Annotated in this window: 18 protein-coding genes; 17 read left to right on the top strand and 1 reads right to left on the bottom strand. The window is 31.3% G+C overall.

What is annotated here, in order from left to right:
- The first annotated feature begins 141 nt into the window (after positions 1 to 141).
- Genes steA through QO263_RS12550 form a run of 5 tightly spaced genes read left to right on the top strand, consistent with a single transcriptional unit; the run spans position 142 to position 4,785 of the window.
- Positions 142 to 1,263, top strand: a complete 1,122-nt coding sequence (gene steA, locus QO263_RS12570) for a putative cytokinetic ring protein SteA (protein WP_285622031.1) — start codon at positions 142 to 144, stop codon at positions 1,261 to 1,263.
- Positions 1,264 to 1,277: 14 nt separating this feature from the next.
- Complete coding sequence (locus tag QO263_RS12565; RefSeq protein ID WP_285622028.1) at positions 1,278 to 2,165, top strand: copper transporter; 888 nt, start codon at positions 1,278 to 1,280, stop codon at positions 2,163 to 2,165.
- A 15-nt stretch (positions 2,166 to 2,180) separates the two neighbouring features.
- A complete protein-coding gene (locus tag QO263_RS12560) occupies positions 2,181 to 2,864 on the top strand; it encodes a glycosyltransferase family 2 protein (RefSeq protein WP_285622025.1) in 684 nt (227 codons plus the stop codon).
- Positions 2,865 to 2,868: 4 nt separating this feature from the next.
- On the top strand, positions 2,869 to 3,687 hold the full coding sequence (locus tag QO263_RS12555; protein WP_285622022.1) for a glycosyltransferase: 819 nt from the start codon (positions 2,869 to 2,871) through the stop codon (positions 3,685 to 3,687).
- A gap of 6 nt (positions 3,688 to 3,693) precedes the next feature.
- Positions 3,694 to 4,785: a DUF3866 family protein gene (locus tag QO263_RS12550; RefSeq protein WP_352169746.1), complete on the top strand. Its 1,092-nt coding sequence runs from the start codon at positions 3,694 to 3,696 to the stop codon at positions 4,783 to 4,785.
- Here QO263_RS12550 and QO263_RS12545 read toward each other — a convergent pair.
- Complete coding sequence (locus QO263_RS12545) at positions 4,760 to 4,900, bottom strand: hypothetical protein (protein WP_285622019.1); 141 nt, start codon at positions 4,898 to 4,900, stop codon at positions 4,760 to 4,762. The two genes, QO263_RS12550 and QO263_RS12545, sit on opposite strands and share 26 nt — an antisense overlap.
- Before the next feature lie 76 nt (positions 4,901 to 4,976).
- Here QO263_RS12545 and QO263_RS12540 point away from each other — a divergent pair, with 76 nt between their 5' ends.
- The 12 genes from QO263_RS12540 to ytfJ all read left to right on the top strand — a co-directional run bounded on the left by QO263_RS12540 (position 4,977) and on the right by ytfJ (position 15,454).
- Positions 4,977 to 5,516, top strand: coding sequence for an NUDIX hydrolase (locus QO263_RS12540; protein WP_285622016.1), 540 nt, complete (start codon positions 4,977 to 4,979; stop codon positions 5,514 to 5,516).
- A gap of 107 nt (positions 5,517 to 5,623) precedes the next feature.
- A complete protein-coding gene (gene spoIIM, locus QO263_RS12535; RefSeq protein ID WP_285622014.1) occupies positions 5,624 to 6,253 on the top strand; it encodes a stage II sporulation protein M in 630 nt (209 codons plus the stop codon).
- A 122-nt stretch (positions 6,254 to 6,375) separates the two neighbouring features.
- Entirely contained in the window at positions 6,376 to 7,263 is an 888-nt protein-coding gene (xerD, locus tag QO263_RS12530; RefSeq protein ID WP_285622011.1) for a site-specific tyrosine recombinase XerD, read from the top strand.
- Positions 7,264 to 7,363: 100 nt separating this feature from the next.
- Entirely contained in the window at positions 7,364 to 8,539 is a 1,176-nt protein-coding gene (locus tag QO263_RS12525; protein ID WP_285622009.1) for a phosphopentomutase, read from the top strand.
- An 11-nt stretch (positions 8,540 to 8,550) separates the two neighbouring features.
- On the top strand, positions 8,551 to 9,369 hold the full coding sequence (locus tag QO263_RS12520) for a purine-nucleoside phosphorylase (RefSeq protein WP_285622006.1): 819 nt from the start codon (positions 8,551 to 8,553) through the stop codon (positions 9,367 to 9,369).
- A 16-nt stretch (positions 9,370 to 9,385) separates the two neighbouring features.
- A complete protein-coding gene (locus tag QO263_RS12515) occupies positions 9,386 to 10,213 on the top strand; it encodes a purine-nucleoside phosphorylase (RefSeq protein WP_285622003.1) in 828 nt (275 codons plus the stop codon).
- Positions 10,213 to 11,538: a pyrimidine-nucleoside phosphorylase gene (locus QO263_RS12510; protein ID WP_285622001.1), complete on the top strand. Its 1,326-nt coding sequence runs from the start codon at positions 10,213 to 10,215 to the stop codon at positions 11,536 to 11,538. The genes QO263_RS12515 and QO263_RS12510 overlap by 1 nt, the downstream gene beginning before the upstream one ends.
- Positions 11,539 to 11,670: 132 nt before the next feature.
- The gene (locus QO263_RS12505) at positions 11,671 to 12,852 is read left to right on the top strand and encodes a D-alanyl-D-alanine carboxypeptidase family protein (RefSeq protein WP_285621997.1); all 1,182 of its coding nucleotides are present in this window, start codon (positions 11,671 to 11,673) and stop codon (positions 12,850 to 12,852) included.
- A 144-nt stretch (positions 12,853 to 12,996) separates the two neighbouring features.
- Positions 12,997 to 13,746, top strand: a complete 750-nt coding sequence (locus QO263_RS12500; RefSeq protein WP_285621995.1) for a segregation and condensation protein A — start codon at positions 12,997 to 12,999, stop codon at positions 13,744 to 13,746.
- Positions 13,747 to 13,757: 11 nt separating this feature from the next.
- Positions 13,758 to 14,306, top strand: coding sequence for an SMC-Scp complex subunit ScpB (gene scpB, locus QO263_RS12495; RefSeq protein WP_285621991.1), 549 nt, complete (start codon positions 13,758 to 13,760; stop codon positions 14,304 to 14,306).
- A 73-nt stretch (positions 14,307 to 14,379) separates the two neighbouring features.
- The gene (locus QO263_RS12490) at positions 14,380 to 15,024 is read left to right on the top strand and encodes a DUF2953 domain-containing protein (protein WP_285621988.1); all 645 of its coding nucleotides are present in this window, start codon (positions 14,380 to 14,382) and stop codon (positions 15,022 to 15,024) included.
- Entirely contained in the window at positions 15,017 to 15,454 is a 438-nt protein-coding gene (gene ytfJ / locus QO263_RS12485; protein ID WP_285621984.1) for a GerW family sporulation protein, read from the top strand. Before QO263_RS12490 ends, ytfJ begins: the two co-directional genes overlap by 8 nt.
- Positions 15,455 to 15,504 lie beyond the last annotated feature (50 nt).

Raw genomic sequence — 15,504 nt, 5'->3', positions numbered from 1 at the left:
CAATTATATCAAAACTAATCTTATCATGAATGATAATCGATTTTTTCAAATAAAGTATTCATAAATAAAAGTTGGTTAAAATAGAAATAAAACATTCATTAACAGTTCTTTGATTACTTTTTATTCTTTGGAGGATATCATATGTTGATAAAGGGAACAGTAAAAAAAGATAAAAGGACAAAAAATCTTATAAAAAGATTAAAGCCTGGAGATATTGCAATTATAGATCATAAAGACCTAGATGAGATTGCAGCAAATTCTCTTGTTGAGTCTAAAATAAAATGTGTATTGAATTTAAATCTATCCATTAGCGGAAAATATCCAAATAAAGGTCCTTCTATTTTAAACGAATATGGCATTTTACTGTTGGAAAGCAAAAATAAAGAGATTTTTGATATTATTAATGAGGGAGACGAATTAGAATTAAACGATAATGTAATAATTTATAAAAACAATATTATTGGAAATTATGAAGAATTAGATTCTGGAAAAATACAAGAATTGTTGAAGGTTGGCTATAGCAATTTAGAAAAGGAATTAGATAAATTTATTGAAAACACTCTCGAATATGCAAAGGAAGAAAAAGAATTAGTATTGGAAAAAGGAAGTATGCCAAGGGTCAAAACAAAAATGGCTAACAAACACGCCTTAGTAGTTGTCAGGGGAAAGGATTATAAAAAGGACTTATTAGCTATACAGAATTATATAAGTGAAATGAAGCCTATACTTATAGGAGTAGATGGAGGTGGGGATGCTCTATTAGAATTCGGATATATTCCTGATATTGTAATTGGAGATATGGACAGTGTAAGCGATAAATGTTTACAATTATCTAAGGAGATAATTGTACATGCATATAAGGATGGAAGAGCACCGGGCCTTGAAAGAGTAAATAACTTAGGCTTAGAAGCGAAGATTTATCCATCTGCTGGAACCAGTGAAGACATTGCCTTTTTGTTAGCATATTCAAATAATGTGGATTTAATAGTTGCAGTTGGAACCCATAGCAATATGATTGACTTTTTAGAAAAAGGCAGAAGTGGAATGGCAAGTACCTTTTTAGTAAGGCTAAAGGTGGGCTCAAGGCTAGTTGATGCTAAAGGGGTTAATATGCTTTATAGAAGCAGCCTTAAGATTAAATATGTTATTGGTTTAGGAATTGCAGCGTTAATACCTATTATAGTTTTAACACTTATGTTTCCACCAATGAAAGAAATAATTAGGTTAATTCAAATAAGATTTAGAATTTTATTTGGCTTCTAGGAGGTTGTTAAAAGTTGACTAATATTAAATACTATGTGTTAACGGTTGTTTCTATATTTTTAGCACTTGCTATAGGAATTTATATAGGATTTATGTTCGATGCACAAGATATTTTAATGTCTCAAAAAGAAGATATAGTAACTCAACTTGAAGAGAGATTCGATTATCTAGAAGAGGAAAATAAAACCGTAAGAGATGAAATAGCTAAGGTTACACAGGAAAATGAACAGATAAAAGAGTTTAATAGGGCGATTTATGGCGATGTAATAAAGGATAAACTAAATGGAGTCAAAATAGCAATAATAGAAACAAGTGAAGATTATATTTATAAAGGAATCGGTCAGATTTTAGAATCAGCAGGAGCCGAAGTAACATCAATAACAACAATAAAAAATAACTTTGATTCTAATTTGGAATTATTGAAAGATGCCTATGAAAAGGTAGCTGGAACTGAAAATTTAGACAACAATAATATTGCTAAACTTGCAGTAGATATAGTTGCTCAAGAGATTATCAATGGCGAAGATAGTAGAGCAATAGAAGCATTTAAACTAGAGGGACTAATTGATGCTACAGGGAAATACCTCATAGCTGTTGATTATATAGTAATTGCTGGAGGAAGAAAAGAAAAAGATGATACAAGATTTGATGTCATTGACAAGAGAATAATAGATGCTTGTAAAAAATCAAATATTCCTATTGTAGGGGTAGAAAAAGAGAATGTGCAATTTTCATATATAGATAAATATAAAGATAACAGAATATCATCGGTAGATAATGTAGATACAATTATGGGGAGAGTAGCACTTGTTTTAGCCATTGACGGCAGACCAGGAAATTATGGAGTAAAGCCTAGTGCAGAAAGCTTGGTACCAAACTTAGGCACCATCATTATTGAGTAATGAGGAGAGTTATACATGGATAATTTTAAGTCAAAGGTAGTGGCGGTAATACCTGTTTATAATGAAGAAAGCTTCATAGAAAATACAATAAATAATATTAGGCAAATTGATCTAATTGATGAGATAATAGTAGTAGATGATGGATCTACAGACAGAACTAAGGAAATAGTAAGTAAATTAGATGTCACATTTATAGGACTAGATAAAAACAGGGGAAAAGGTTATGCAATTAATAAAGCCATTGAATACTCAGACTTTGATTATTTAGTATTGATAGATGGGGATTTAGGAAAAACAAGTGATGAAGCCATTAAGCTAATACTTCCTGCTATAAATAAAGAGGCTGATGTTATTATCGCTAGATTTCAGAAAGCAAAAAAAAAGGGTGGATTCGGATTAGTAAAAAAATTAGCTAATAATGGAGTTTACTATTACACAGGGGAAAAAATAACTTCTACTCTTTCAGGGCAAAGAGTATATAATAGAAAGGCGATTAATAGTATTGATTATATACCAGATAGATTTGGCGTAGAAGTAGCTATGACAGTAGAAGTATTGAGGAAAGGCTTTACCATCAAAGAAGTAGATGTGGAAATGACTCATAGGGAAACAGAAAGAAATATAGAGGGTTTTATACATAGAGGAAAACAGTTTTTAAATATACTTTTTACATTGATTATTTTAGCATTTAGAAGGTGAATAAATGAATATTTCAAGCATAATGTTATTTTTTATAAGTGGTATATTAAGCTTCATTGCTATTCCTCTAATTTACGGTTTACTAATAAATAACAACTGTAAAGCACTAAACTACAGAAAGGAGCAAATCCCTGTAGGCATGGGCTTAGTATTTATTTTAACTCAATCATTCGTTGTATTCATTTATGTTTTATATAAGAATATTAAGGATGTATTTGTTTTCTCTTATATCATTTCAATACTAATGATTGGATTAATAGGTATAATTGACGATATAATTGGAGAAAAAGAAGTAAAGGGGTTTAAAGGACACATATCTTCATTAATTAAACTAAGGCTTACTACAGGCGGATTAAAGCTTATAGTTGGGGGTATGGCTTCTCTACTTGTCTCCCTTACTATATCAACAAATATAATTGATATCATTATCAACGGTTTAATAATAGGACTTTTTACTAATCTCATTAACTTATTTGATTTAAGACCAGGAAGGGCGAGCAAAGTATTTATACTATTATCAATAATACTTATTTTCAGTTCAAGATTAAATGAATATAATTATGTGATAACATCATTATTAGGTATTGTATTGGTTTATTTACCTTATGATTTAAAGGCAAAATCTATGATGGGAGATGTAGGTTCTAATGTATTGGGTATGACTCTTGGTGCTTTTTGTGCTGGAACACAGTCTATTTTAATAAAATCATTGTATTTAGTTCTATTGATTGTTTTACATATTATTTCAGAATGCTATTCACTAACTGAAATCATTGATAATAATAGATTATTATGTTATATTGATAAATTGGGAAGAAAATAGGAGGGAATTGAACTGTTATCATATAAGGAGGGAATTGTTACAAGAATAAATGAATCTGATGATCAGGTTGCGTGGGTTAACGTTGAGGTAGAAGGTGAAAGTGCAAAAGCCGTTAACTATAATGCTATTACTGGATACGTAAATGAAGGAGATAAAGTCGTATTAAATACTACAGCAATAGAGCTTGGACTTGGCACAGGAGGATATCATTTTATAATTTTTAATTATAAAAATAAGGAACACAGTATAACTAAGGGCTTAGGTCATATTATGAAGTTAAGGTATACACCTTTGCAGTTTAAATGCTTTGCTGCTGAGGAGCAGGATAGTAAATATCATGAAGAATTTAAAAGCTTTAAGAGCTTAAAGGGTTCTATATATATAGTTGGAACATTACATAGCATGTTAGCACCTATTGCAGCAGTCATAAAAAATCTTAGGCCGGAACTTAATATTACATATATAATGACTGATGCAGGAGCGCTACCTTTACACTTTAGTAAAACCGTTAAGTTATTAAAGGATAAGGAAATAATAAAAAATACGATTACTGTAGGCCATGCATTCGGAGGAGATATTGAGTGTGTAAATATATATACTGGAATCATAGCTGCAAAAGTTGTGGCAAATAGTGATATTACAATAATCACTATGGGGCCAGGCATAGTAGGGACTGATACAAAATATGGATTCAGCGGAATTGAACAGGGCTACATAATAGATGCAATTAATAATTTAGGAGGAATAAGCCTTGCTGTACCCAGAATAAGCTTTGCTGACAAAAGAGAGAGACATCAAGGCATTAGTCATCATACTTTGACAATACTTAATGAAGTTGCAAATACAAAAACTAATTTAGTTTTACCTGTTATTAAGGGAGATTATGCTGAATTTATCGACTTGCAAATTAAGGAAAACAATATCAATAATAAGCACAATATTATTTTTGAAAATGGTAGTGATATAATAAAGGCACTAAATTACTATGGGTTAGAAGTAAAGACTATGGGCAGAGGTTATTATGATGATGAAGTTTTTTTCCTTGCATTAGGTGCAGCTGCCAAAGCTTCTATTAGGCTTTTAGAGAATGTTCAATGACATCCAATAATGTGGCGTTCTCCCCGTATGTAATCAGTATATCATCTATAGCTTCTATTATTTCATCTACTTTACCAATAAAGAATAATTTGTGTTTTAAAGTAATTTTAATCATTTAGATCAACTCCTTTTTTTATATATAGTAATATATGATAATTTTTATTTTTTATTCCATAAGGGAGGTTAATGACGTGATTTATGAGGAAAAAACAATGAAAAGTGAAAAAATATATGAGGGGAAGATATTATCTTTAAGGATTGATACCGTTGAGTTGCCTGATAAAAAATATTCTAAAAGAGAAATTGTAGAACATCCTGGGGCTGTGGCCATTGTTCCAATAACAAATGAGGGAGAAATCGTATTTGTTAAGCAGTTTCGGAAGGCTACAGAAACAGTCTTACTTGAAATACCAGCAGGAAAACTAGAGATAAACGAACAGCCAGTAGAATGTGCAATTAGAGAACTTAAGGAAGAGACAGGTCTGTATTCAGAAAACATAGAATATATTCTTGATTACTTTTCATCCCCTGGCTTTACAAATGAAAAAATACATATTTTTATAGCTTCAGAGGTTATAAATGGAGAGGCTACTCCTGAAGAAGATGAATATATTGATGTTGTTAAAATTAATATTGATGAAGCTATAAATATGATTAAAGATGGAACAATCAAAGATGGTAAAACCATAATTGGGGTCTATATGGCATATAATAAAATGAAAAAAGGCTAGTAAAAGTAAAATTATATAAACTAGTAAAAGAAAATATACAATGTAATATTATCTCCCTGACAAGCATATTAATGTGTATAGGCTTGTATGAAAGGGGGATATACTTTTTGGGAATCAAAGATATTGTTTATAAAAATATTAAGGACAACTTCATACTCTATTTTTTGCTAGTATTGGCTTTAATGATTGGCATTTCCGCTGGTGCAATCACTATAAATGTACTAAATGAAGAACAAAGCCGAAGTCTTATTAGTTTTTTAGATTCATTTTTTAAAGTATTAAGTCAAGAAAAAATAGATAGTTTGACCTTATTAAAACACTCATTTGTAAATAATTTTCAAACCATAATATTGATTTGGATTTTAGGGATAACAGTAATTGGGTTACCCATAGTAATTTTCATAGTAGTTCTTAGAGGATTTATAGTAGGATTTACTGTAGGATTTTTGATAAATGAGCTTGGTCTTAAAGGTTTCACCTTTTCAATGCTTACAATATTACCTCAAAATATTTTTGTGATACCTGGAATAGTAGCTTTAGCAGTATTATCTATAAATTTTTCTATAAAAATTGTAACCAGCAAGACTAAACGAGGCATAAAATTTAGTTTTATGTCTGAATTAACCAGGTATTCAATATCAACTGCAATCCTCTCTCTATTAATTATTATGGGAAGCTTGGTAGAGGCCTATGTTACTCCTATCTTTATGAAGCTATTATTAGGATACGTGATATAACTAGTATTTATTTCTCTAAATCACTTCTTATTTTTTGTTGGTTAAAAATAATAATATTATGGAGGATTTTAAGAACAAATGTTGAATTATAACTATACTTAAGATTATAAAGGGGAAATACTATGGATAGCAACATACAAAATTTTAACGGTTATCTTGAAGTGGAGAAGGAGTTGTCTCACAATACTATAGAATCATATATTAGAGATTTGAGGCAATTCAATGTCTATTTAAAGGAGAACGACTTATCCGATATTGTAAATGTAAATAAGACATTAATAATTACTTATCTTATGAGTCTACAGAAGTCAGGAAAGTCAGTTTCTACAGTGTCAAGGAATATAGCATCATTAAGATCTTTTTATCAATTTCTCTTAAATGAAGGAATTATAAATAAAGATCCTACTATAAATCTTCAGTCTCCTAAACAAGAGAAAAAGCTTCCAAGCATATTGACACCGAAAGAGGTAGAGATACTGCTTGAGCAGCCTAATATAGAATGTTCTAAAGGAGTAAGGGACAAGGCTATGTTAGAACTGCTATATGCATCGGGCATTAGAGTTTCAGAACTAATAGCATTAGATATAGATGATATTAATTTATATATGGATTATATATTAAGTTCAAAGGATACTCCTAATGAAAGAGTCATACCTATTGGAAAGATGGCAGTAAACACCTTGAGTCTGTACATAGAAAAACATAGAATGAGTTTGGTAAAAGATCGAGAGGAAAAATCTTTATTTGTGAATTATCATGGAAAAAGGCTTACGCGACAAGGGTTTTGGAAAATTGTAAGGGAATATACAAAGCAAGCAAAAATTAATAAGAATATAACTCCTCATACACTTAGGCATTCTTTTGCAGCTCACCTATTGCAAAACGGAGCTGATTTAAAATCGGTTCAGGAAATGTTAGGACATGCAGATATATCTACTACTCAAGTTTATACATTGATTACTAAGAATAAGATTAAAGAAGTATATAAAAAAGCCCATCCCAGAGCATGATTCCCACCTTTTGGTGGGTTAGTTTTTCTATGAGAACTTTATGAGAACTAACGCAGATTTAGGGTATAATATTATTAATAAGAAGGGAGGAATAATTATTATGATTAACAATGTAACTTTAATTGTACTAGATAGTGTAGGGGTAGGAGAACTACCTGATGCATATAAATATGGTGATGAAGGCAGCAATACATTGGGAAATATAATTAAAAATGTGAAGAATATTAAGCTAACAAATTTAAATAGACTTGGACTTGGCTCAATAGATGGTGTTGAAGGCCTAGATTATATAGATAATGTTATTGGCAGCTATGGAAAATTATCAGAGAAATCTCCTGGAAAAGATACTACGACAGGCCACTGGGAAATAGGAGGGATAATTCTTAAGGAGCCTTTTCCTACTTTTCCAAATGGATTCCCAGACGAATTAATATCAAAATATGAAGAGCTTATAGGCACCAAGATTTTAGGTAATAAGGTAGCTTCAGGTACTACTATTTTAGAAGAGCTAGGAGAAGAACATATAAATACTGGCTATCCTATAGTATACACTTCAGCAGACAGTGTATTTCAAATAGCTGCACATGAGGAAGTCATACCAGTTGACAGGCTATATGAACTATGTGAAATAGCCAGAGGGATTTTAATAGACAAATATGCTGTTGGCAGAGTTATTGCTAGACCATTTGTAGGAAAGTCAGGTAGTTTTGTTAGGACTTCAAATAGAAGAGATTTTTCCATAAAGCCAATAGAAGAAACTATGCTAGATATTATTAAAAAGGCTGGCTTAGAAGTCATGGCTGTTGGCAAAATTGAAGATATTTTCAGTGGACAAGGGATAACAAAGAGTGTCCATACTGTAGATAATATGAATGGAGTAGATAATACAATAAAATACATTAAGGAACATAATAGAGGATTGATATTTACAAATTTAGTTGATTTTGATATGAAATATGGGCACAGGAATAATGTAGAAGGGTATGCAAGGGCGTTGGAGGAATTTGATAATAGGCTTCCAGAAATAATTGACTGCCTTAATGAAGACGAGATTCTGATAATTACTGCTGACCATGGATGTGATCCTACAACAGTGAGTACAGACCATTCAAGGGAATATATACCTGTTCTCATCTATGGGAAAAAAATAAAAAGAGGTATCAATATTGGAATAAGAAATACCTTTGCAGATATAGGAGCCACAATATTAGACCTATTGGGTCTGGAGGGACTTAATAATGGAGAAAGCTTTGCTCATTTAATTTTAGATAAATAGGAGGAGATTTGGTGAATTTAGTTGAGAAAATTAATGAAACTACCCAGTATTTAATAAATAGACTAAATGTAAAACCTGATATTGGAATTATTCTAGGCTCGGGACTTGGTTCTTTAGCAGACGAAATATCTGATGCTACAATAATCAAATATAATGAAGTACCAAACTTCCCAACATCAACTGTACAAGGGCATAAAGGACAATTAGTAGTTGGAACCTTAGAAGGGAAAAGGGTTATTGCAATGCAGGGAAGATTCCATTATTATGAAGGATATCCTATTGAACAGGTGACTTTTCCTGTCAGAGTTATGAAAGCCTTAGGAGTTGAATCCATAATAATAACTAATGCCGCTGGAGGGGTAAACAGGGAGTTCACGCCTGGTGATTTAATGGTTATTACAGATCATATTAATTTTACCTTTGATAATCCTCTGATAGGTGAAAACCATAGTGAACTGGGACCTAGGTTTCCAGATATGTCTCATGCCTATGATAAATCACTAATAAATATAGCTATTAAATCTGCTGAAAAATTAGATTTAACAGTTAGACAAGGAGTGTACATGTGGAATTCAGGACCTACCTATGAGACACCTGCAGAGGTGAGATTGGCTTCTTTTTTAGGTGCAGATGCAGTTGGAATGTCTACTGTACCAGAGGTCATAGCCGCAGTTCATGGAAATATAAAGGTCCTTGGGATATCATGTATAACAAATATGGCATCAGGAATATTAGACCAACCTCTAAATCATAAAGAAGTGATTGAAACTTCCGAAAGAGTGAAAAATGATTTTATTTCTTTAATTAAGAAGATATTAAAAGAACTATAATTAGGGGGTAATCAAGATGAAAAATTTACTAGAAGCTATTAATGAAACTAGCTCATACATAAGAGATAGAATAAACTTTGCACCAGAAATAGGGCTTATTTTAGGTTCAGGACTAGGAACTCTAGCAGATGAAATCAACAATCCAATTATATTTGATTATAAAGATATACCTAATTTTCCAGTTTCAACTGTGGAAGGTCACGAAGGAAGATTAGTATTAGGAGAGCTTGAAGGGAAAAAAGTTATTGCAATGCAGGGAAGATTTCACTATTATGAGGGGTATTCCTTACAGCAGGTGACTTTTCCAGTTAGAGTAATGAAAGCACTTGGAATACAGATGTTATTAGTGACTAATGCCTGTGGCGGAATGAATAAGGAGCTCTATCCAGGAGCATTAATGATAATTGAAGATCATATTAATTTTATTGGAGACAACCCACTTATTGGACATAATTATGATGAATTAGGACCTAGATTTCCAGATATGTCTTCTGCATATGATAAGGAATTAATAAAATTGGCTGAAAATGTTGGGAAAAAACACAATATTGAAACTAAAAAAGGTGTATACGCAGCCATAAGTGGTCCTTATTATTTTTCAAAGGCTGAGTTAAGAATGCTTAGAAGAATAGGTGGAGATACTATTGGCATGTCTACAGTTCCAGAAGTTATAGTTGCAAGACATGCAGGCTTAAGGGTTTTAGGCATATCATGTGTTACTGACATGGCCATAGCTGATGAGATAGTCTCCATAAGCCATGAGGAAGTTGTCAAGGTAGCCAATGAAACCAGACCTAAGTTCATTAAACTAGTAAAAGGTATACTCAATGAGGTGACACTATAATGAGAATATATAATATCATTCAGAAAAAAAGAGATGGAAGAGAACTGACCACGGATGAGATTAATTTTTTCATAAATGGCTACACAAAGGGTGAAATTCCTGATTATCAAATTAGTGCATTGCTTATGGCCATATATCTGAAAAAAATGAATAAAAGAGAAACTGTGGATTTAACTAATGCAGTTGTAAATTCTGGGGAGACAGTTGATCTTTCTCTTATAGAGGGCATTAAAGTTGACAAGCATAGTACTGGTGGTGTAGGTGATAAGGTTACCTTAGCCTTGGGTCCTATGGTGGCCGCATGTGGACTTCCATTTGCTAAAATGTCTGGAAGAGGCTTGGGTCATACTGGTGGAACTTTAGATAAACTTGAGTCTATTAAAGGTCTCAGGACTGAATTTTCTAAAGAAGAGTTTATTTCAATAGTGAATAGAATTAAAATATGTATATGTAGTCAGACTGCTAACATCACTCCAGCAGATAAAAAGCTATATGCTTTAAGGGATGTAACTGCTACTGTAGATAATATTTCCCTTATTGCCAGCAGTGTGATGAGCAAAAAACTTGCTTCAGGATCCAATGCTATAGTTTTGGATGTTAAAGTTGGAAGTGGTGCTTTTATGAAGGATTTGGAGGATGCATTTGTTCTCGCAAGGGAAATGGTTGATATAGGCAACAGTGTAGGGAGAGACACAGTGGCAATAATTTCCAATATGGATGAGCCTCTTGGCTACGCAATTGGAAATTCAATAGAAGTAAAAGAAGCTATTGAGTCTTTAAGAGGAAATGGGCCAAAAGATTTCGTGGAATTATGCCTTACCCTTGGATCAATGCTGTTAGTCTTGGGTAAGAAGGCTCAAAGTATGGAATTAGGCAGAGAGATGTTAACAGAAGTTATTAATAATGGACAGGCTTATAACAAGCTATTAGAATTTGTTGAGGCTCAAGGTGGAGATGTGGAATATATTAAAAATACTGAGCTATTACCTAAAGCCTCAAATATAGTGGAAGTATTGAGTGACTGTGAAGGCTATATTAAATCAATAGATGCTGAAGAAATAGGAAAATGTGCACTAGCACTTGGTGCTGGAAGAGAGACAAAAGAAAGCAGTATTGATTTAGCTGCTGGAATAATATTAAATAAAAAAGTAGATGATAAGGTAAACAAGGGAGATGTATTGGCTTACTTGCATTATAATGACCGCAATAAAGCTAAGAATGTTGATGTACAGCTGAAAAATGCCATCAGAATTGGAGATAAAAATTCTGGGCAAAAAAAATTAATCTTTGGAATAGTAGATGCAAATGGTTTGAAAAAAATGTAATCAAAAATATACATTATTAAGAAATTTAGGAGACAAAGCTATATAGTCTCCTTTTTTTGTATTTTTGTATCTGAATAAGTTATATGGTTGATGGTTAATATAAAATTAAACATTATGCAAAAGGAGGACAAAATGAACAAGTTAGTCAAATATAGAAAAATAACTAGTATTTTAATGCTTTTAGTATTAGTTTTTATATTTTCAAGTCTTTCATTTGCTGAGACTGAGGGGCCTTTTAAACTAGAATCTAAATCAGCTATACTAATAGATGCTATTTCTGGGGAGATCATATATGAAAAAAATATTCATGAGAGATTATCTCCAGCAAGTATAACGAAAATCATGGTTCTTTTGATTGCAATGGAAGAAATAAATAGTGGAAATATGAGGATTGATGACAAAGTACATGTAAGTGCTAACGCAGAAAGAATGGGTGGAAGCCAAGTTTATCTAGAAGAAGGAGAAACACAGATAGTAGACGATTTACTGAAAGCTATTTGCTTAAGATCTGCTAATGATGCTGCAGTAGCTTTAGCGGAGCATATGTCAGGAAGTATAGATGTGTTTGTTCAAAGAATGAATGAAAAGGCAAAACAGCTTGGCATGACTAATACACATTTTAAAAATGCTACTGGACTTCCAGATGAGGAACATCTGAGCACCGCATATGATATTAGTTTAATGTCAAAGGAGTTATTAAAGTATCCTAAAATTCATGAGTGGTTAACTATATATATGACTGATATAAAAGTAGGAAAGAATAAAAATGTGACTCAAACTCTTGTAAATACAAATAGGTTAATACGTGAATACCAAGGTGCAAATGGCTTGAAAACAGGACTTACAAATGAAGCAGGTCATTGTCTTGCAGCATCAGCTAAAAGAGGTAATTTATCTTTAATAAGCGTAGTACTAGGAGGTCCAACTTCAAATAGCAGATTTCTAGAATCAAAAAAACTATTAGACTTTGGATTTGCAAATTATGATTCACTACCAATATGCAGAAAAGATGAGGTAATAAAAAAAGTAAAGGTTTCTAAGGGCAAAGAAAGTGATTTAAATATAGTAGCGGAAAGAGATTATAGCCTTTTGGTTAAAAAGGGTTCGTCAAAAGAAATTGAAAAAGAGATAATATTGCCTGATGTTATTAATGCTCCCTATGAAAAAGGACAAAAAATTGGCGAAATGATATTAAAGACTAACGGAAATGAGATTGGAAGAATTAGCTTAATTGCAGAAAAGGACTTGAAAAAAGCTTCTGTTATTGATATGTTTAAGAAAGTCACAACTATTTTTTTAGGTAATAGTAGGTAATAACTTGCAGGATATATGATAAAATATATATCCTGTTTTTTAGTTTTTATTGCTAATACACGCAGATACGTCTATTGACAACATTTTTATATTGTTATATATATTGATTATTGGTAGCATTATTTAAAATAAAGGGAGATAATGATGGAATATAAAGTTGTTTTAGAAGCATTTGAGGGACCATTAGACTTACTCATGCACCTAATTGAAAAAGAAAAAGTTGATATATACGATATTCCAATAGCAAAGATTACGGATCAGTATATAGATTATATCAAAACTATGCAGAACATAGATTTAGATATGACTAGTGAGTTTTTAGTTATGGCAGCTACACTCTTAGAAATAAAATCAAAAATGCTATTACCTGCAAGTAATAGGGAAGATGAGCAGCTAGAGATGGAAGAAATTGATCCAAGGGAAGAATTAGTAAAAAGATTGATAGAATATAAAAAATTTAAGATGGCGGCAGAGAATTTAAAAGTTAAAGGAGATATCCAAAGTAAAGTTTTCTTTAAACATAAAGAAGAACTAGAAGAATTTATGGAACAAGATTCCTTTGAATTAGAAAAAATAGATTTTAAAGAGCTTCTATTAGCTTATGCAAACATTTTAAATAAGTCAAAAGATGACACAAAAGAAATTAAGTTAGCTGAGATTCAAAGAGATGAGTTGACTATTGAAGAATGTATGGGAGATTTGGAAAGTATTATCAAGCAAAAGAAAAAAATTAGATTTGATGAGCTCTTTAATGAAAATATGACTAAAATAAAAGTAGTTGTTACTTTTTTATCTATTCTTGAGCTGATTAAATTGAAAATCATTAAAGTGGTTCAAGAGCAGAATTTTGGAGAAATAATAATCAAGAGCAATAATTCTAGGAATGAAAAATAGAGGTGATTTTTTTGGATATTAGAGAGATAAAATCTATTATAGAAGCATTATTATTTACATGGGGGGATCCATTATCTTTAGAAGATATTATGGATGTAATTGAGTTGGACAAGAAGTCTTTAAATGAAATCATAACTGAAATGATGGATGATTTCAACTTTAATAGAAGGGGAGTCCAGATTATCAGAGTTAACGACAGGTATCAATTAAGTACAAGACCTGAACATTTTGAATGGATAAAAAAACTATGTACTCCAAGAGTTAATAAAACTTTATCAGGTGCCGCCCTTGAAACTTTGTCAATTATTGCATACAAACAGCCTATAACAAAAGCAGAAGTCGAAATAATAAGGGGAGTTAAGTGTGATAAGGCCTTAAATACGCTAATAGAAAAAAACTTGATTAGAGAAATAGGTAGATTGGAGAAGACTGGCAAGCCTATTATCTATGGAACTACTGATGATTTTTTAAAATGTTTTGGTTTACCTACATTAGAAGCTTTACCTATTCTTGAAGTAGATAATACAGAAGAAATAGAAGAATTTGATAACACGAAATAATTTTGTGTTATTTTTCTTTTTTTTGGCAAAGATATTCAAATAGGTGGATTATTTTAATATGGAGCTGATTTACTTGAAACTGGTTTTACTTGTGTTGTTTACTTTTATAGTTATTCTAATCTATATTCCTGTATTTATAAAAATTGAAATTAAGAGAAAAAATCATGACGATATAATAAATGTGAAAGCAACTCTATTAAAGGGTTTAATTAAATTTAATTATGAGATATCTTATATTGATTTAGTTACAAAAGATAAAAGCCCATTGTTAAAAATAAGAAGAAAATTGGAAGAGAAAAATACTGAAAAAGAGTTATTAAGGAAAGAGAGTGTTTTGAAATACGAGGATATCATTGAAATTTATAATAATATTAAGAAATATTCAAATACCTTTAATAAGATTATTCATTATATATTAAAAAAAATCCATATTAATTCTTTAAGCTTGTCTACTACAATTGGCCTTGGAGATGCGGCTTTAACAGGAATTGCATATGGAGTACTTTGGACAATAATAGGTACATTGTTAAATATTTTATTAAATTATAAAGAGATTAAAGATATCAAAGATATGAATATCAGCATATATCCTAATTTCAATGAAAGTATTTTAGAAGTTGACTTTTTTTGCATAATAAAGCTTAAAATTGTTCATATTATTATTGCAGGCTTTAAAGGAATAAAAGTATTTATTAAAGGTGGTGTATTAAATGTCTGATCATCCTATACAAGGTTTAATGAAGACTACAATGGAAAGCATAAAGGAAATGGTAGATGTAAATACTATAGTTGGAGAACCAGTGGAATCTGCTGATGGGCAAGTAATAATTCCAATATCAAGAGTTTCTTTTGGTTTTGCTTCTGGAGGAACTGAATTTAATGGAAATAATAGAAATGATGATGATGAACGAAATACAAGCGACGAAAAGAATTTACCATTTGGTGGAGGCACAGGAGCTGGTGTCTCTATACAACCTGTTGCTTTTATTGTAGTTGGAAATGGAAATATGAAATTACTTCCTGTAGACCAAAATGCCAATGTTATAAATAGCATTTTAGACTTAATTCCCAAAATGGCAAATGGGATACATAATAAGTTTAAGGATAAAGAGTCTAAAGGAAAAGGTACAGAAGGTTGTGATATTTAATTAGGGGCAGAAAATTCTGCTCCTAATTATTGAAATGAAACATTATCAAA

It is taken from the genome of Proteiniborus sp. MB09-C3 (genome assembly GCF_030263895.1).
Taxonomy (GTDB): domain Bacteria; phylum Bacillota; class Clostridia; order Tissierellales; family Proteiniboraceae; genus Proteiniborus.
Note: the sequence above shows the minus strand (reverse complement) of the source record. Positions and strands in the feature narration are given on the sequence as shown.